This window comes from Amycolatopsis alkalitolerans, assembly GCF_006152065.1.
In the GTDB taxonomy this organism is placed as follows: domain Bacteria; phylum Actinomycetota; class Actinomycetes; order Mycobacteriales; family Pseudonocardiaceae; genus Amycolatopsis_E; species Amycolatopsis_E alkalitolerans.
In genome coordinates, this window is the sequence record NZ_VDFW01000003.1 from 209,680 (window position 1) to 226,724 (window position 17,045).

The 17,045-nt window shown below is 68.7% G+C and carries 15 protein-coding genes and 1 pseudogene; 9 read left to right on the forward strand and 7 right to left on the reverse strand.

What is annotated here, in order from left to right; all coding sequences use genetic code 11:
* Positions 1-144: 144 nt before the first annotated feature.
* The gene (locus FG385_RS35565; protein WP_139095412.1) at positions 145-402 is read right to left on the reverse strand and encodes a type II toxin-antitoxin system RelE family toxin; all 258 of its coding nucleotides are present in this window, start codon (positions 400-402) and stop codon (positions 145-147) included.
* A gap of 15 nt (positions 403-417) precedes the next feature.
* Entirely contained in the window at positions 418-651 is a 234-nt protein-coding gene (locus FG385_RS05105) for a hypothetical protein (RefSeq protein ID WP_139095413.1), read from the reverse strand.
* A gap of 563 nt (positions 652-1,214) precedes the next feature.
* Here FG385_RS05105 and FG385_RS05110 point away from each other — a divergent pair.
* The 7 genes from FG385_RS05110 to FG385_RS05140 all read left to right on the forward strand — a co-directional run bounded on the left by FG385_RS05110 (position 1,215) and on the right by FG385_RS05140 (position 8,700).
* Complete coding sequence (locus FG385_RS05110) at positions 1,215-2,198, forward strand: glycosyltransferase family 2 protein (RefSeq protein ID WP_139095414.1); 984 nt, start codon at positions 1,215-1,217, stop codon at positions 2,196-2,198.
* Positions 2,195-2,578 carry a GtrA family protein gene (locus FG385_RS05115; RefSeq protein ID WP_200834303.1) on the forward strand — a complete coding sequence of 128 codons (384 nt, stop codon included), beginning with the start codon at positions 2,195-2,197 and terminating at the stop codon, positions 2,576-2,578. Before FG385_RS05110 ends, FG385_RS05115 begins: the two co-directional genes overlap by 4 nt.
* Positions 2,575-4,377 carry a glycosyltransferase gene (locus FG385_RS05120; protein WP_235022393.1) on the forward strand — a complete coding sequence of 601 codons (1,803 nt, stop codon included), beginning with the start codon at positions 2,575-2,577 and terminating at the stop codon, positions 4,375-4,377. Before FG385_RS05115 ends, FG385_RS05120 begins: the two co-directional genes overlap by 4 nt.
* A 142-nt stretch (positions 4,378-4,519) precedes the next feature.
* Complete coding sequence (locus FG385_RS05125; protein WP_139095415.1) at positions 4,520-6,784, forward strand: glycosyltransferase family protein; 2,265 nt, start codon at positions 4,520-4,522, stop codon at positions 6,782-6,784.
* Between the two features lie 58 nt (positions 6,785-6,842).
* Positions 6,843-7,496: a flavin reductase family protein gene (locus FG385_RS05130; RefSeq protein WP_139095416.1), complete on the forward strand. Its 654-nt coding sequence runs from the start codon at positions 6,843-6,845 to the stop codon at positions 7,494-7,496.
* 77 nt (positions 7,497-7,573) lie between these two features.
* Complete coding sequence (locus tag FG385_RS05135) at positions 7,574-8,221, forward strand: LiaF transmembrane domain-containing protein (RefSeq protein ID WP_139095417.1); 648 nt, start codon at positions 7,574-7,576, stop codon at positions 8,219-8,221.
* Between the two features lie 110 nt (positions 8,222-8,331).
* A complete protein-coding gene (locus tag FG385_RS05140) occupies positions 8,332-8,700 on the forward strand; it encodes a DUF6401 family natural product biosynthesis protein (RefSeq protein WP_139095418.1) in 369 nt (122 codons plus the stop codon).
* 101 nt (positions 8,701-8,801) lie between these two features.
* Here FG385_RS05140 and FG385_RS05145 read toward each other — a convergent pair whose 3' ends face one another.
* Positions 8,802-9,617: a mechanosensitive ion channel family protein gene (locus FG385_RS05145; RefSeq protein ID WP_139095419.1), complete on the reverse strand. Its 816-nt coding sequence runs from the start codon at positions 9,615-9,617 to the stop codon at positions 8,802-8,804.
* Positions 9,618-9,738: 121 nt separating this feature from the next.
* On the opposite strand from FG385_RS05145, the gene FG385_RS05150 reads away from it, so the two are divergent.
* Together FG385_RS05150 and ligD are read left to right on the forward strand one after the other, a co-directional pair.
* A complete protein-coding gene (locus FG385_RS05150) occupies positions 9,739-10,815 on the forward strand; it encodes an ATP-dependent DNA ligase (protein ID WP_200834304.1) in 1,077 nt (358 codons plus the stop codon).
* Entirely contained in the window at positions 10,812-11,786 is a 975-nt protein-coding gene (gene ligD, locus FG385_RS05155; RefSeq protein WP_407645457.1) for a non-homologous end-joining DNA ligase, read from the forward strand. The genes FG385_RS05150 and ligD overlap by 4 nt, the downstream gene beginning before the upstream one ends.
* On the opposite strand, the pseudogene FG385_RS05160 reads toward ligD, so the two are convergent.
* The 4 genes and pseudogenes from FG385_RS05160 to FG385_RS05175 form a co-directional block, all read right to left on the reverse strand.
* Positions 11,773-12,201, reverse strand: a pseudogene (locus tag FG385_RS05160) (methionyl-tRNA formyltransferase); the annotation flags it as partial. The gene ligD and the pseudogene FG385_RS05160 overlap by 14 nt on opposite strands.
* 118 nt (positions 12,202-12,319) lie before the next feature.
* The gene (gene lon / locus FG385_RS05165) at positions 12,320-14,716 is read right to left on the reverse strand and encodes an endopeptidase La (protein ID WP_139095422.1); all 2,397 of its coding nucleotides are present in this window, start codon (positions 14,714-14,716) and stop codon (positions 12,320-12,322) included.
* Between the two features lie 324 nt (positions 14,717-15,040).
* The gene (locus FG385_RS05170; protein ID WP_139095423.1) at positions 15,041-15,898 is read right to left on the reverse strand and encodes an SAM-dependent methyltransferase; all 858 of its coding nucleotides are present in this window, start codon (positions 15,896-15,898) and stop codon (positions 15,041-15,043) included.
* A gap of 9 nt (positions 15,899-15,907) precedes the next feature.
* Positions 15,908-16,849, reverse strand: a complete 942-nt coding sequence (locus FG385_RS05175; RefSeq protein WP_139095424.1) for a GNAT family N-acetyltransferase — start codon at positions 16,847-16,849, stop codon at positions 15,908-15,910.
* Positions 16,850-17,045: the final 196 nt, after the last annotated feature.

A 17,045-nucleotide genomic window follows, 5' to 3' on the forward strand; every position in this document is an offset into this window, starting at 1 on the left:
GGCGTATTCGTTATCAGCTTATAAACTGAAGTCGCAGAAGTCTGCCCGGCCGCGAAACGCTTCGTCGTCTGAAGTTGGAGGTTCCGGAAACACCGTGGATTCTGGCATTGCGGGAAGATATGACTCGCGAAAGTGAATTGCCAGTCAGCCGGGCCGATAGGCGTCCCGCCGATGCGCAACCGCGAGCACCGTGACGGTGCGCTCGATGTCGTCTGTCGAGTACAGCGCCCGATACTCGCCGCGTCGGGTCGTCCACACCTCGTGGAATGGCTCGTCAAGCGGCTTGCCGAGCCGGTATGGGTACCGGCGACCGGGCCGGTCAGGTGCTCGTACAGGGCAGAGGCGGCTGAAAGGGCAGCTTGGCCAGCCTTCGACGGGCCGCCGGGGTGACGGTGACGGCATAGGGGCGAGCGTGCGTCATTCGCCAGCTTCGCAACGGGATGCCAGGTCAGCGGCGATGTCGTCGGAAGAGAAGACGCGGCCAGCGCGGGCGTCAGACAGACCTTCGGCCAGCTCGCGGACCAGGTCGGTATCGGAGAGCACGTCGATAGTCTCTCGCAACCGGTCCAGTTCGCCGGAGGGCACGACGTCCGCGACGTGCTCGCCGTGCGCGACGACAGAGACGGTCTCTCCGTGCTCAGTGCGGCGCACGACATCGACCCAGGACGGCTGGTCCTCGGCTCGTACGGTGCTGCTGGCTGGCTGGCTCGCGCACGTCGTCAAGGATACGGGGTTGCCAGCGATCAACCTGCCCAACGGGTGCCCACGGCATGCCAGCCAGAGGGGAAAAGGCCAGGTCAGAGCCGGTCCTCCGGCTACTCGGTAAATCAGACGGAACTGCCTTCAGAGATTCGAATCCGCTACCCGCCACGGGAGCCTTACCAGTCCGGCTCGGTCCCGTGGCACAACGGCATGGCGTGCTTGGCGCGCCTGCCTAATAGCCAGAACGGGTGATAATTTTACCGATGCCGGGGTGTTGGCCGATTCATCAGCACCACATTCGGGACCCCCTGTCGGCGAGTGATCCGTAGTCACAGCACGGCATCTACCTGCACTGATGGCAACCGCTACCCCTATTGGATACCGCCGGATCGGGTGATTCCACCGCGGAAGGCAACATCATTTGCATCGTGACCGGCCCGGTTGCGGCTTCGGTGGCTACCGTGCCGTTGGCGCGGGTGTAACGGAATTCGGTGAGAGCCAATAGGAGAAGTATGCGGCTGGCGGTCGTGATTCCCTGTTTCAACGAAGAACAGAGTCTGGTGCGGTTGTGTGATCGTTTGCTGGAGGTGCTGCCCGGTGTCGCGGATGAATTCGAAGTCCTGCTGGTGGACGACGGCAGCACCGACCGGACCCTGTCGATCGCCCGGAATATCTCCGCGGCGGACCCGAGATTCCGCTATCTCGCGCTGAGCCGGAACTTCGGCAAGGAGTCGGCGATGCTGGCTGGGCTGGGCGATGCCAAGGGCGATGCCGTGGCGATTCTCGACGCAGATCTGCAGCATCCGCCCGAGTTGCTGGGCGCCATGGTCGGGTTGCTCGAGCAGGGGTACCAGCAGGTCGTGGCCCGGCGCACGCGCACCGGTGACCCGCGCCTGCGGACCTTCGGCGCGCGCCTGTTCTACCGGCTCATCAACCGCCTGATCGACGTCGAGGTGCAGGACGGGGTCGGCGACTTCCGGCTGCTCAGCCGCGCGGCGCTCGACGCGTTGCTGAGCCTGGACGAGTACTACCGGTTCTCCAAGGGGTTGTTCGCCTGGATCGGGTTCGACACCGCCGTGGTCGACTACGACAACGTGCCGCGGCAGGGCGGCGCGAGCCGGTGGACGTTCCGGAAGCTGCTCGACTACGGGATCGACGGGGTGGTCTCGTTCAACAACCGCCCGCTGCGGCTGGCGATCTACGCCGGCGTGCTGTGCACCCTGCTCGGGTTCGGCTACGCCGCCTGGGTCCTGCTCTCGGCGCTGGCCTTCGGCAATTCCGCACCCGGCTACGTCACCACGATCTGCGGCGTGGTGGGTCTCGGCGGCCTGCAGCTGCTCTTGCTGGGCGTGATCGGCGAATACCTCGGCCGGATCTACTTCGAAACGAAGCGCAGACCGCACTACCTGATCAAGGAATCCAGCACCGCCCCGCCATTGACGGTGAGCGTCGAACGGGCCGGTCGCCGGCCGGTCCGGCCCGGAGCGGTGCGATGACCCTGGGGCGCATGATCCGGTTCGGCGCCGTCGGCGTGCTCAACACCGGCACCTACTACCTGCTCTACCTGCTGCTCACCCGGTTCCTGCCGTACCTGGTGGCGCATGTGTGCGCATTCGCGGTCAGCATGGTGGGTTCGTACTTCCTCAACTGCTTCTTCACCTTCCGCACCCGCCCGACGTTGCGGAAGTTCGTGCTGTTCCCGCTGTCGAACGCGACCAACTTCGTGGTCACCACGGCGGGGCTGTACGTGCTGGTCGCCCTGGTGCACGTCAACCACGTCGTCGCGCCGCTCACGGCGGCCGCGGTCGCCATCCCGATCACCTTCGTGGTCGCGAAGCTCGTCCTGGTCGGCGCGGAACGGGAGGTCGCGTCATGATGCCGGAGAACGGCTTGGTGCAGCGCACCTTCTTCGCCCCGCCACGCGATCTGGAACCCGGCGAACTGTATTACACGGCCGAGCGCGGGGTGGCCGTGGCTGAGCGACGGCTGATCCGGGTCGGCCCGCACGGGAGGGTCAGCACCAACACCTACTTCGGGCGCTTCCCGGCTGCCTACTGGCAGCGCTGGACACACGCCGAGCAGGTGTTCGTGACGTTCGAGGTACACGGTGGCGGCCTCGTTCGGTTGATGGCCTCGGACACCGCGGGCATCCAGCGAGCAGTCGACAGCGTTCGGGTCGGCACGCCGGAACCCCGCGCGTGCAGGTTACGAGCCGCCCTGAACCAGTTCGCCGACGGTGGGGCGTTTTGGCTCGAGCTGAGCACCGGCGACGTGCCGTTGACTGTCGAGGACGTCCGCTGGACGGTGCCCGGGCCGCGGCGAACCCGTGGCGCGGTCGTCGCCATCTGCACCTACAACCGCGCCGATGACTGCCTGGTCACGTTGCGCACGCTCGCCGGTGACGCGGAGTGCGTAGCCGTGCTGGACGCGGTGTATGTCGTCGACCAGGGCGCGGATCCGGTGTGCTCGCGGGAGGGCTTCGCCGCCGTCTCGGACGAGCTCGGGCCCGCCCTGCGTTACCTCCGGCAGCAGAATCTCGGCGGTGCCGGCGGCTTCAGCCGGGGCCTGTACGAAGCCACCGCGGGCGCCCCGGATCGCTGGCCGGACGTCCTGCTGATGGACGACGACATCGCACTGGAGCCCGACACCGTGCTGCGGATGATCGCCTTCGCCGCGCACACGGCCACCCCGGCCATCGTCGGTGGCCAGATGCTGCAGCTGCTGCATCCCGACAGGCTGCACGTCGGGGCCGAGCGGACGGAGCTACCCAGGCTGCGCGCCGGCCGCCCGGTACCTGAGGCGCTGCACAACGCCGATCTGACCGAGAAGAACCAGGACATCAGGGTCGACGCCGAGTACAACGCGTGGTGGTCGTGCCTGATCCCCGCGGAGGCGCTCGCCAAGCTGGGCTACCCGCTGCCGATCTTCTTCCAGTGGGACGACATCGAGTACGGCCTGCGCGCCCGGGCCGCGGGGATCCCCACCGTCACGATGCCGGGCTTCGGCGTGTGGCACGCCGACTTCTCGTGGAAGGACTGGGACGACTGGGCCCGCTACTTCTCCCTCCGCAATGCCCTGATCGTGAGTGCCTTGCACGGGGAGTTCGACGTTCGTGCCACGGCACGCTTCCTGTTCGCGGAGCTGTGGCGGTATCTGGTATCGATGCGCTACGGGCTCGCTCGCACCCTGATCTTCGCGGTCGAGGACTTCCTGCGGGGCCCCGAATGCCTGGCCGACGGCGGCGCGCAGGCCGTCGCCGAGGTGCGCAAGCTCCGCGCCGAGCACCGGGAGACCGTCGTACAGCCCTCGTGCGGTGCGCCGGTGCTGCCTGTCCGCCTCCCCGGGCCAACGCCGTCGAAGCCGGGACTGGTCCTGCTGAAACGAGTTCTGTGGCACCTGGTGGGCAGATCGTCCGGCGATGCGACGATCGCCGCGCGCTACAACCACTGGTGGCACGTCTCCCTGTTCGACACCGCTGTCGTCACCGATCCCACGCAGAGCGGCGTCCGGCTGCGGCGCCGGGACCAGGCCCAGCTGCGTGCCATCGCGTATCAGGGAACGCGCGTCGTGTGGCGTTTCGCCCGCGAAGCGCGGCGCGCGCAGAGCCGCTATCGTCACAGCTTGCCCGAGTTGACCGGACGTCCAAATTGGACTCGGTTGTTCGATGTCGGTTGAGGATCCCCGCGCGACCACCGAACGGTTCACCGGCACCTGGCCTGTCCGAGGGAGTCCACTCTGGACCATATGGCGTAGATGACGCCGTGCTCGCGAGTAGGGATACAGTGACCGGACGGCTGCCGGTTCGGTAGGGGGCAGGGTGACAGAGGCGCGGCACGGCACGGCTGAGGACGCCGCACGCCGGCTGCCGGAGTGGTCGGTGGTCGCGGCCGTTGGCGCCGTGGCCGTGGTCATGTTCTCGATCCCGTACTGGCTGCGGCCGCTGTTCTACTACTCCGGCGACAACCCCGAGTCGTTCGTGCCGGTCTGGTACCACCTCGGTGCGCAGCTACGGGCCGGGCACTGGCCGATGATGGACCCGGCCGGTTGGTACGGCGGGAACTACGCCGCCGAGGGCGAGTACTCGATGTGGAATCCTGCCGAGCTGCTCAACTACGTTGTGGTGTCGCTGTTCGACAACCTCGCGGCCGCCTCGGCGTTGGTGAACATCGAGTTCCTCGCCCTGCTGGCGATGGGCGTGTACCTGCTGTGCCGCGAGTACGGCGCGGCGCGAATGCCGTCGGTGGTGCTCGGACTGGCCATGCCGGCGGGTGGGTTCACCCTCTACTACGCCGCGGCCGGCTGGCCCGCCGAGCTGATGGCGTTGACCTGGCTCGCCTGGTTCTGGTGGGCGGCACGGCGGCATGTTCGGGGTGCGCTCAACCCATTCGTGCCGTTCGTCTTCGGGGTGCTGGCGATGACGACGGGCAACCCGTACGCGGCGCTGGGCATGGCTATTGTCATCGTCGGGATCTGCGTCGAGCTGGCGGTCCGACGGGACTACCGGCCGATCGGCCACCTCGTGCTCACCGGCATCTGCGTCGCCGCGTCGGCTCTGCTCGCGTTCCTGCCGCTCCAGCTGGTGCTGCCGGTCACCAACCGGCAGAGCCTCGCCATGATCAGCAACGACATGTTCCTGGTCCCGCACCTGGGCGACCTGCTCACCTCCAGCGCGCCGAGCTACCTCCCGGGCATCGTCACCTGGAACGGTGCGGTGCGCGAGATGGTGCCGTCGACCTACTTCGCCTGGTTCATCGTCCCGCTGCTGCCTTGGCTGCGGTTCAGCGCGCTTCGCCGCGCGGCGCGCCCGCTGACCAGCGTCGCGGTGATCTCCGGGTGTTACTTCCTGCTGGTGCTGGGACCGTCGAACCTGTGGCTGTTCCGCTGGCCGATCCGGCTGGTCGAGCACCTCTACCTCGGCCTGTCGGTGCTGGTCGCCGTGCTGCTGTCCGCGGGCCTCGCGCACGACCGGCCGCGCCGGCGAGCGCTGGCGTCGGCCGTGCTCGTCGTGGTGGCCGGGTACCTGTCGGCCGCGCTCAGCCCCGAGATCTACCGGATGCACCTGCTCGTCACGGTGCTGGTGCTGGTGCTGGTGGCGGTCGCCGTCGTCACCTACCGCCGGTACGGGCCGCGGCCGTTCGGCGCGGTGCTTCTCGCCGGCACCGTCGCGATCATGTCCTACCAGACGGGAAAGATCCCGACCGGCCCGAACCCCGTCATCGCCGGGGCGCCGATCTCGGTCGCGCAGGTGCGGCAGGGCGCGTCCTTCGCGCGCGGCACGATACTGCAACTGGCCGACCAGACGCCGGTCCGCAGCCAGGACTACGCGGACGGCGATCTGTTGTTCGGCAACGAGAGCCTGCTACGCGGCCACGAGAGCATCAACCACTACAGCGGGATCAGCTACGAGAAGTTCAACGCCGCGCTGTGTATGACGTACAAGGGCGAGGTGTGCGCCGAGGCGTTCCGGGCGCTCTGGCAGCCTGTCGCCGATACGGGGGTGCCGCTCGTCGACGCCCTGCGCGTGCAGACCCTGATCCTGCAGCGGGACCTGCTGCCCACGATCGCCGACCAGCCACCCCCACCCGGCTGGCAGGTGGTCGCGCGCGATGACGTCCGCACGGTGTGGGTCCGGTCCGCCGCGCCGCCGTACCCGGGCCGCGTCTCGTGGGCGTCCGCGGGCACCCAGGTGGTGTCCTCGGACGCCCAGCCGGAGTCGGAACTGGTCGGCTACCACGCGCCCGCCGGGGGAGGACGCCTGCTCTTCGCGCGGCTGAACTGGCCCGGGTACACCGCGACCGTCGACGGCGCGGCGGTGCCGGTCCGCGAAACCGACGCGGGGCTGATCGCCATCGATCTGCCACCCGGGCAGCACGTGCTGCGCCTGTCGTTCAGCGAACCGGGGCTGCGACTCGGTGCCTGGGCGCTGGGCGCGGCCACGCTGGTCGTACTGGCGCAGACCGCGATCTGGTGGTGGCCGCGGCGGCGGCGACGGGGCACGCTGTCCGCCGGCGGCTCGGGGTGGCAGGAGGAACCAGGCGAAGACCAGCCCGCCGGAGCCGGCCGACCTCGCTGGACCCGGTGACCGCGCACGCGTCCGATTCCCGCCAGCTCTCCAGGTTTCCCGTGACGAGACTGGCGGTATGACGCATACCCGGATCGAACCAGGCATCCTCTACTTCGGCACCCCGGTGGTGCTGATCTCGACCAGCGACGAGGACGGCACGGCGAACCTGGCGCCGATGTCCTCGGCGTTCTGGCTGGGCTGGCGCGGCGTGCTCGGGCTGGGCGCGCGGTCGAAGACCACGCAGAACATGCTGCAGACCGGCGAATGCGTGCTCAACCTGCCCTCGGACGCGCTCGCCCCCGAGGTCGACCGGCTGGCGCTGACCACCGGATCGAACCCGGTCCCACCAGGGAAGGTCGAGCGCGGCTACCGGTACGAGTGCGACAAGTTCGGCCGCTCCGGACTCACTCCCGTCGCTGCGGAAACCGTTGCGCCGCCCCGGGTCGCGGAATGCCCGGTGAACCTCGAAGCCGTCGTCGAAGCGGTCCATCCGATCGGCGACGACGGGCGCGTGCTCACGTTCGAGGTGCGCATCCTTCGGGTGCACGTCCACGAAGAGATCCGGCTGCCCGGGACGACCGACCGCATCGACCCGGACCGCTGGCGCCCGCTGATCATGAGTTTCCAGCAGCTGTACGGGCTGGGCCCGCGGGTGCACCACTCGACGCTGGCGCAGATCCCCGAACGGCTTTACCGGGGGCCGGACATCGAGCGCGCGCAGGTCCTCTGAACAGGGGCATTTCGGCACTGGGGCGGTGTGCCAGGCCGGTGCAGCGTCGGAAGTACCTGCGAACGAAGGAGGTCGCGGTGAGACTGATACGAATCTGGATCGGTTTGGTGTTGCTGGCACTCGGCGTGCTCGGGGTGCTGGACGCGGTGGGCGTCGCGAGCTTCGGCGCCACGGCCGGCCGCTGGTGGCCGATCGCGGTGATCGGGCTCGGGCTGGCCGGGATGGCCGCCGCGCGGCGGATCTCGCTCGGTCCGTCGCTGGTGGCCGTGCTCGGCCTGGTGTTGCTGGCCGGGCAGCTGGAGTGGACGCAAGGGTCCCTGTTCTGGCCGGCGCTGCTGCTCGTCGCGGGTGCGATCCTGCTGACGGGCATCCGGAGCCGCCGGGTGAAGGACCGGACCGACTCGCTGGTGATGTTCGGCGGCGGGAAGACCGTGAACCGGGCCGAACACCTCGAGCACGCGGACGTGTCCGCACTGCTCGGAGGCGCGACGCTCGATCTGCGGCAGGCACATATCGACCGCGAGGCCACCGTGGACGCGCTGGCCGTACTCGGTGGGGTCGATGTGCTGGTGCCGAAGGACTGGCGGGTCGAGATCGACGGGCTGCCGATCCTCGGCGGGTTCGACGACAAGACCGAGGCGGACGGCTCGGCAGGCGGGCCGCTGCTGAAGGTCAACGCCACGGCGGTGCTCGGCGGGGTGAACGTCGCCAATGAACCGGGCTGACCACGCGGACCCGGTCAACCACACCACCCGGCGCGAATGGGCGCGCATAGTACGTCACATCTGCGCCGGGTGCATCCTGAGAATCCACCCGTCCGAGTTATCGTGAGCGCATGGCAAGTTGGGTCGCGCGATTGGCCGAGTCTTCGGCCCGGCGGAGGCTGGACCACCTGCATGAGCAGCTGGGCGCCGGCCTACTGGCCGCTGCCACGGTACCCGGGCTCATGGCCGTGATCGACCAGCATGCCGCCGCCGTTCGCGACATCGTGACCGTCGGTGTCGAGGGATCCGGTGCCGTCGCCGGGGTGGTGCTGCTCGCCGGTTACGCCACCGGCCTGCTCGACCAGGCCAGGGAGCACGGCTGGACGTTCAGTTCGCCCGCGGACTGGGCGCATGCGGACTGGTTCACCTCCCGGCTCCTGGCGATCTGCACGCTGGCCAAGCGAATCGACGACCCCGGTTATCGGGCCCTCGAAATCTGACCAAGCGAACCTGCCCCGTCAGATCAATGTGGACACTTGGCAGGTGAGCTCATGGTGAAGGGCCCGGCGCGAGCCGGGCCCTTCAGCCATCACCGCCAGAATCAGCGCTGGCCGGTGGCCGGTTCCTCACCCGCGCCGCGGGCCGTCGCCGTCTGGGGGAGTTCCTCGGTGGGCGGTTCGCCACGGCGCAAGGCGTCCTCGCGGCCACGCTGGTAGGCCTCCGCATGCGCCTTCGCCGCGGGAAGTTCGCTTTCCGCGCGGCCGAGCCAGGTCTCCCATCGCTGCTGCATGGGGCGCACCAGGCCACCGCCCATGCCGACGACCACGACGCCTGCGATGGTGGCCAGAACGGTGATCAGCACCGGCGTGGTCACGGTCGTGGCGACGCCGATCTGGTTGAGCGCGGCGATGATGCCGAGGCCCCAGATGAACACGGCGGCGACCGTCGCGAGCACCTTGCCGTAGGACAGGCCGCCGAGCATGTTGCCGACGAGATCCTTGACCGCGCGGGCGATCGCACCGGCGATCACCACGATGATGATCGCGACCGCGGCCTTCGGCAGCCACGCGACGACGCCTGCCACCATCGCGCTCACCGGGTTCGGGCCGAACGCCCCGAGCGCGATCTGCAGGAAGATCAGCAGGATCGCGTAGTAGACGAGCTTGCTGATGATGCCCGCGGCGTCGTATTTGCTGCGGGCGAGCATCTGCTTGATACCACCGCGTTCCACGACGCGGTTGAAACCGACCTTCTCGAGGACCTTCTCCACGATCTTCGCGATCGCTTTCGCCACGATCCAGCCGATCACCATCACCACCAGGAAGGCGGCGAGTTTCGGGACGAAGTTGGCTACCGAACTCCAGGCACTGGAGATGCCCTGTCCGAAGTCGACTGCCGCCAATTGAGGTGTGGCCACCGGTCTGCTCCCTTCACGGAAAATTGCTAACGAAATGGTCCGCCGACCTGCGGCGACCCGCAAAAGGAGTCACTCTGTCGAGTGGGCCACTCCGGCCGGGCCGATGGCCTAGCATCGGTACGTGGACCTTCCCGTTATGCCGCCGGTCAAACCGATGCTGGCGAAGGCAGTGCACGAGGTACCCCGCATGCGGGGGATGCGGTACGAACCGAAATGGGATGGCTTCCGTTGTATCGTGTTCAGGGACGGTGACGAGGTCGAGCTCGGCTCACGCAACGACCGGCCGCTCACACGCTATTTTCCCGAACTCGTCGAGCTACTGAAAGAAGCGCTGCCGGCACGGTGCGTGGTGGACGGCGAGATCGTCATCGTCACCGAGCACGGTCTCGATTTCGACAGCCTGCAACTGCGGTTGCATCCGGCCGCTTCGCGCGTGCGCAAGCTCGCGGCGGAGACGCCGGCGAGCTTCGTCGTGTTCGATCTGCTTTCCCTGGACGACCGGGATCTGACGGCCGAGCCGTTTTCGGAGCGGCGCCGGCTGCTGGAGGGAACGGTCAGCGGCGAGTTCGCGCGCGTGCACCTGACGCCGACGACCGAGGATCCCGAGATCGCGCAGGACTGGTTCAACCGGTTCGAGGGCGCGGGATTCGACGGCGTGATGGCCAAACCCGCGGACCAGCCGTACGAGCAGGACAGGCGTGTCATGTGGAAGGTCAAGCACGAGCGCACCGCGGACTGTGTCGTGGCGGGCTTTCGCTGGCACAAGGACGGCAAAGGCATCGGCTCGCTCTTGCTGGGGCTCTACGACGAGGCCGGCACGCTGCATCACGTCGGTGTCGCGAGCAGCTTCACCGCCGCCCGGCGCAAGGAACTCGTCGGCGAGCTGGAACGGTTGCGCGAGAACGCGCTCGAGCACCATCCGTGGCGTGACTGGGCCAAGGCGCAGGAAGAATGGGGTGGCCGCATGCCGGGCGCGCAGAGCCGGTGGAGCGTCGGCAAGGATCTGGCCTGGGAGCCGTTGCGGGTCGAACTGGTGGCCGAGGTCCGGTACGAACATGTCCAATCAGGACGGTTCCGGCACGGCGCGCGGTTGGTCCGGTTCCGTCCGGACCGGCTGCCGGACTCATGCGGCTACGCGCAGCTGGAGGAGATCGCGCCGGCCGAACTGTCCACTTTGTTCAGCGAGGTGCGATTGTGAACGTCGGCGGTGTCGAGATCTCGCATCCGGAGAAGGTGTATTTCGCCGAGCGTGGCGAGACGAAGCTCGACCTGGCCCGGTACTACGAGGCGGTGGCCGGGCCGCTGCTGTCCCGGCTGGGCGGGCGGCCGTTGCTGCTCGAGCGGTATCCGGACGGTGCGAGCGGGAAATCGTGGTTCCAGAAGCGAGTACCGAAGTCCACACCGGACTGGGTCACCACGACCGTGGTGTCCACCCCGAACGGCACGACGAGTGACGCGCTGGTGGCGGCGGATCTCGCGCATATCCTGTGGGCGGTCAACCTCGGCTGTATCGGGTTCCACGTCTGGCCCGTCCACGCGGCGGCGCCCGAGGTCACCGACGAGCTCCGGATCGACCTCGACCCGTCGCCCGGCGTCGGGTTCGGCCAGGTGCGTGAGGCGGCCGTGCTGACCCGCGAGTTGCTGCGCGAGCTGGAGATCGAGGCGAAGCTGAAGACGACCGGTTCCCGTGGCCTGCATATTTACGTTGCTCTGCAACCGGAATGGGACGGATACCAGGTGCGAGCCGCGGCGGTCGCGCTGGCGAGGGAGCTCCAGCGGCGGCATCCGGGGCTGATCACGGCGCAGTGGTGGAAGGAGGAGCGTGGCACGCGCGTGTTCGTGGACTTCAACCAGAACGCGCCGCACAAGACGGTATTCGGCGCATGGTGCGTGCGGCCACGGGTCGGGGCGCAGGTCTCGACGCCGATCAGCTGGGACGAACTGGCGACGGTCGAGCCGGCGCAGCTCACGATCGCGACGGTGCCCGCGCGTTTCGCCGAGCACGGGGATCCGTGGGCGGACATGCCGCCGCAGTCGCTCGAACCGCTGCTGGAGATGTCCCGACGGGATATGGAAAGCGGGCTGATGGACGCGCCGTGGCCGCCGGTCTACCCGAAGATGCCGAACGAACCACCGCGCGTCGCGCCGAGCCGGGCTAAAAAGGGGTGAGGTAGCCGCCCATGGTGCGGAAGTAGTCGCCTGCCGCGAGTTCGCTGCCGTCGTCGGTGCGCACCCGCTCGACGACCAGGCCGTGGTTGCGCCCGAACCGCGCGTCCGCCCCGGCGACGATCGCCACGCCGTCGCCTTCCTCGATGAAGATCCGCCCCGGCGTTCCGCCGTACTTTCCTTGCGAGACAGACGCTTTCACGATGCGCAGCTCGCGTCCGCGATGGAAGGTGAACGCGTTCGGGTAGGGATCGGCCTGCGCGCGCACCAGCCGGTCGATGTCCCCGGCCGGCCAGGTCCAGTCGATCCGGCTGTCCTCAATGGACCGTTTGTGGAAGAACGTGGCCCTGGAACGGTCCTGCGGCGTCCAGGCGTCGCGTCCCGAAGCGATCAGTTCGAGCGCACCGGTCACCGCCGGTTTGCCTACCCAAAATCTCCAGCCAAGGCGCGGTAGATCACGAACCTGGACGAATCGGGAATCGCGCAAACGACTACGCCGGCGCGGCCCGCCGGCGTAGTCGTTGTCTACTTTGTACTCAGGCGGCCTGTGCCACGGGAGCCGACGCCGGGGTGAGCGCCAGGTCCAGCACCTCGCGGACGTTCGACACCGGGTGCACGTCCAGTTCCGCGAGGACGTCCGCGGGGACGTCGTCGAGGTCCGGCTCGTTGCGCTGCGGGATGATGATCATCCGCAGCCCCGCCCGGTGCGCCGCCAGCAGCTTCTGCTTGACGCCACCGATCGGCAGCACCCGCCCGGTCAGCGACACCTCACCGGTCATCGCCACATCCGCCCGGACCACGCGGCCCGACAGCAGCGACGCCAGGGCCGTGGTCATCGTGACCCCGGCCGACGGGCCGTCCTTCGGCACCGCGCCCGCGGGCACGTGCACGTGGATACCGCGCTCCTTCAGATCGCCGACCGGCAGTTCCAGCTCCGCACCGTGTGAACGCAGGTACGACAGCGCGATCTGCGCCGACTCCTTCATCACGTCGCCCAGCTGACCGGTCAGGGTCAGCCCCACGCCGCCGGACTCCGGGTCCGCCAGCGAGGCCTCGACGTAGAGCACGTCACCACCGGCGCCGGTCACCGCGAGACCCGTGGCCACGCCCGGGGTCGAGGTGCGCTGGGTCGACGCGGGCAGCGAGGACTCCGGCAGGTGGCGCGGCCGGCCGAGGTAGTCGGTCAGGTTCTCGGCATCGACCGTGATCGGCAGCGAAGCCTCGTCGAGGGCCACCCGGGTCGCGATCTTGCGCAGGACCTTCGCGATGGTCCGGTTCGCGTTCCGGACGCCCGCTTCGCGGGTGTACTCGGCTGCGATCCGGCTCAACGCGGCGTCGGTCAGCACTACGTCGCCCGGCTTCATACCCGCCCGCGCCAGCTCGCGCGGGAGCAGGTGGTCGCGCCCGATGATCACCTTCTCGTGCTCGGTGTAGCCGTCGAGGGTGACCAGCTCCATCCGGTCCAGCAGCGGACCGGGGATCGTCTCCAGCGCGTTGGCGGTCGCCAGGAACACCACGTCCGACAGGTCCAGCTCGACCTCCAGGTAGTGGTCGCGGAAGGTGTGGTTCTGTTCCGGGTCAAGCACTTCCAGCAGCGCCGCGGTCGGGTCGCCGCGGTAGTCGGCGCCCACCTTGTCGACCTCGTCCAGCAGCACGACCGGGTTCATCGAGCCCGCTTCCTTGATGGCGCGGACGATGCGGCCGGGGAGCGCGCCGACATAGGTGCGCCGGTGCCCGCGGATCTCCGCCTCGTCCCGCACGCCACCGAGTGCGACGCGGACGAACTTGCGGCCCATCGCCTTCGCGACCGACTCACCGAGCGACGTCTTGCCGACACCGGGAGGGCCGGCCAGCGCCACCACGGCGCCGTTGTGCCGCCCGCCGACCTCGGACTCCTGACGGCGCGCACGCACCGCCAGGTACTCGATGATGCGTTCCTTCACGTCGTCCAGCCCAGCGTGGTCGGCGTCGAGCACCGCCCGCGCGCCGGCGATGTCGTGCACGTCGGTGGTGCGCTGATGCCACGGCAGCTCCAGCACCGTGTCCAGCCAGGTGCGGATCCAGCCGCCCTCGGGGGACTGGTCGGAGGTCCGCTCCAGCTTGTCGACCTCGGCCAGCGCGGCCTTGCGGACGTGCTCGGGCAGGTCCGCCTTCTCGACGCGGGCGCGGTAGTCGTCCTCGTCGGTGCTGGAGCCGTCCAGCTCGCCCAGCTCCTTGCGGATCGCTTCGAGCTGGCGGCGCAGCAGGAACTCCTTCTGCTGCTTCTCCATACCCTCGGCCACGTCCTTGCGGATCGTGTCGGTGACCTCGAGCTCGGCCAGGTACTCGCGGCTCCATTCGAGCGCGCGCTCCAGCCGGGCCGCGACGTCCAGCGTGCGCAGCAGCTCGAGCTTCTGCTCCAGCTTCAGGTACGGCGCGTTGCCGGCCAGGTCGGCGATCGCGGACGGGTCGTCCATTTCCTGGACGCCGTCGATCATCTGCCAGCCGCCGCGCTGCTGCAGGATCGAGATCACGACGGTCTTGTACTCGGCGGCAAGCGTTTGCGCACGCTCGTCGCTCAGCTCCGTGACGGTCTCGGCCTGCACCCAGCGTGCCGCGCCCGGACCCTCGCCGGTCGCACCGACGAGCGCCCGATCGGTGCCGCGCAGGAGGACGGCCGCCTTGCCGCCGGGGATCCGCCCGACCCGTTCGACGGTCGCGACGGTGCCTAGTTCGGCGTACTCGCCGTGGACACGCGGGACGATCAGGACTTCGGCCTTCGTGGCCGGAAGCGAGCGGATGCCCGGGAACGACGGCGTGCTCGGTGCTTTCGCCTGCGCGGACTCGACCGCGGCACGGTTCTCGGCGACATCGAGCTCGAGCGGGACGATCATGCCGGGCAGCACGACGTCATCATCGAGGGGCAGGACGGGCAGGAGCTTGTTTTCGCTCATGGACGCTCCTTAGTAGTTGAGTCTGATTCACTCAACTTCTCCCGGCGTCATTTTGTTTCCGCAGGTCGTTCGCTATGAGCGAGCGCTCATCCGGGAATAAGTTCAGCTAGTGTCGTGTGATCCTGTCCGGTTTACGTTGCCGTGTTTGCCCGTAGGGTCGGTGGGTTTGTCCGCTGCGGTGTCGAGTTGGCTGGTCCGGTCGCTGACTGTGCCCCCGGCGACAGCGGCCGGCCGACTCGATAACGCCCCGAGCCAACTCAGCGACACCAACGGCCAACTCAGCACCCTGGCGAACAAACACACCCGCGCGCAAAAACAACAAGATCACGAAACACTAGGCCGCTCCGCGACTCCGCACAGCCCGAACGGCTGCGCCCGCCGTCCCGCAGGAGTCAGCGGCTCGTCCGAGCGCCAGTCCGCGAGCGTGACGAGGCCGGGTTCGAGCAACGGCCAGCCGCCGAACCACGGTTCGAGGTCCGAGCTGCCGCGGAGCCACAGCGGGTTGCTCGTGCGCTGGTAGTTCTCCGCCACCTCGCGCACGGCCGCGGCGTCCTCGGCGGAGGCGTTTTCGTCGGTGATGTGCGAAAGCCCGAGCCAGCTTCCCGGAGCGAGCCGGTCCCGGTACCGCGCGACGATCTCGGCCGGGTCCTCGTCCCCGCCGACGAAGTGCAGGACGGCGATCATCAGCAGGCACACCGGCTGCCGGAAGTCGATGAGGCGCTTGGTGATCCGGTGGCCGAGCACCGTGTCGGGCGCGCGCAGGTCCGCCTGCACGAGCCCGGCCCAGCCGGTCGAGTCGTCCCGCTCCAGCAACACGGTCGCGTGCGCGGCCGCGACGGGCTCGTAGTCGACGTAGACGACGGTCGCCCGCTCGCCCCGGGGCAGATGCTCGCGCACGAGTTCGTGCACGTTGCCGACGGTCGGCACCCCGGAGCCGAGGTCGAGGAACTGCCGGATCCCCGCATCCATCGCGGCCTTCACCAGACGGCCGAGGAAGGCCCGGTTCTGCCTCGCCAGCTCCTTGATATGGGGGAACATCTCGACCGCGCGCTTGCCGAACTCGCGGTCGATCGCCCAGTTCTCCCCGCCACCCAGGTACCAGTCGTAGATCCGGGCCACGGACGGCTTCTCGGTGTCGACCCCTTCGGGGGCTTCTGGCACGGACCTCCGGGTATCACCCATGGGGGTGTTCTATCGCACAGCGGGCCTGCGATACCAGTAGGTCCAGAGCGGCCGGTAACCCTGGCCGTACCAGAACGGGGTCGAGGTCGGGTTCGCCAGCGCGTGATGCAGCAGCACCGCTTCCACGCCGACCTCGTCGAACAGCTGATGCGCATGCGCCGCGAGCGCAGTGCCGACGCCGGAGGACCGCGCGGCCTCGGCGACGTGCAGCGAGGACAGGTAGCCGACCCGGCCCGCCGCGACGTAGGGCGCGATCCACCCCGTCTCCGGCGGGAACTCCAGCCGCAGCAGACCGAGCGGGCGGCCGTACAACTCAGCGATCCACATCGTGGGCTCGGTTCGCCCGAGCTGTCCCGTGAGGTCATCGGCCAGCAGCCGGCCCGCGTTCTCCCGCAAGGTCACGAGCCCGAACTGGGTGTCGTAGCGCTGCAGTTCGGTGTACAGCTCGACGGCCGTGTCCAGATCTCGCGCCTCGGCCGGGCGGATCCGCACGCCGGGCTCGGTCGAAGGGCCCGGCGTGGTCAGCCGGTCGGCCGGGCGCACGGCGAGCACACGCACGGGCGCGAAACCGTGGCGCAGCAATTCCGCCGAACCCGACGGGTCGCGGCTCGGGCGCGGGACGACGGCCGCCGTCTCCCAGTCGCCGCGCGGGGCCACGTCGCGGAGATAGTCCTCCCACTGCGTGAGGACCCCCGCGAAGGCATCACCCGGTTCTGGACCGGCGAGCTGGAGCGTGAGCCGGTGCTCGACCAGCGCTCGCCACAGAGAGTCACCGGATTGCGGGGTCACCTCGGTCCGGCTCGCGAACCCGCCTGCCACCGATTCACCACATTCTGCCCAGAAACGGCCGGCTTCCACACCGCGCCCGCGGAACGGATCCGACGCGGGCAGCAGCGGATCGGAGCTGGTCAACCTGGTGGCGTGCGCCATTGCGATCGCCTCGGTATCCATCCGCGTATTCAAGCCCCGGCCAGCCGGCGCCGTGACAGTGGGGCCGGTTACCGCTCGTCATCGAAAAAGAAGGCGAAAAGGGCTCCCGTTTCACCCTGTCGTCCTCGCAGCTCAGCCCGGTTGGCAGATTGTTAACTATGAGCTGATCTCATAGCGGCCGGAAAGAGGCCGAAGTACGCCCTCCGGGGTACAGTGG

Coding starts and splice junctions, on each gene's coding strand:
- FG385_RS05175 (WP_139095424.1), bottom strand. CDS start 16,849: ATGGATACCGAGGCGATCGCAATGGCGCACGCCACCAGGTTGACCAGC.
- FG385_RS05115 (WP_200834303.1), top strand. CDS start 2,195: ATGACCCTGGGGCGCATGATCCGGTTCGGCGCCGTCGGCGTGCTCAAC.
- FG385_RS05130 (WP_139095416.1), top strand. CDS start 6,843: ATGACGCATACCCGGATCGAACCAGGCATCCTCTACTTCGGCACCCCG.
- FG385_RS05140 (WP_139095418.1), top strand. CDS start 8,332: ATGGCAAGTTGGGTCGCGCGATTGGCCGAGTCTTCGGCCCGGCGGAGG.
- FG385_RS05110 (WP_139095414.1), top strand. CDS start 1,215: ATGCGGCTGGCGGTCGTGATTCCCTGTTTCAACGAAGAACAGAGTCTG.
- FG385_RS35565 (WP_139095412.1), bottom strand. CDS start 402: ATGCCGTCACCGTCACCCCGGCGGCCCGTCGAAGGCTGGCCAAGCTGC.
- FG385_RS05120 (WP_235022393.1), top strand. CDS start 2,575: ATGATGCCGGAGAACGGCTTGGTGCAGCGCACCTTCTTCGCCCCGCCA.
- lon (WP_139095422.1), bottom strand. CDS start 14,716: ATGAGCGAAAACAAGCTCCTGCCCGTCCTGCCCCTCGATGATGACGTC.
- FG385_RS05170 (WP_139095423.1), bottom strand. CDS start 15,898: ATGGGTGATACCCGGAGGTCCGTGCCAGAAGCCCCCGAAGGGGTCGAC.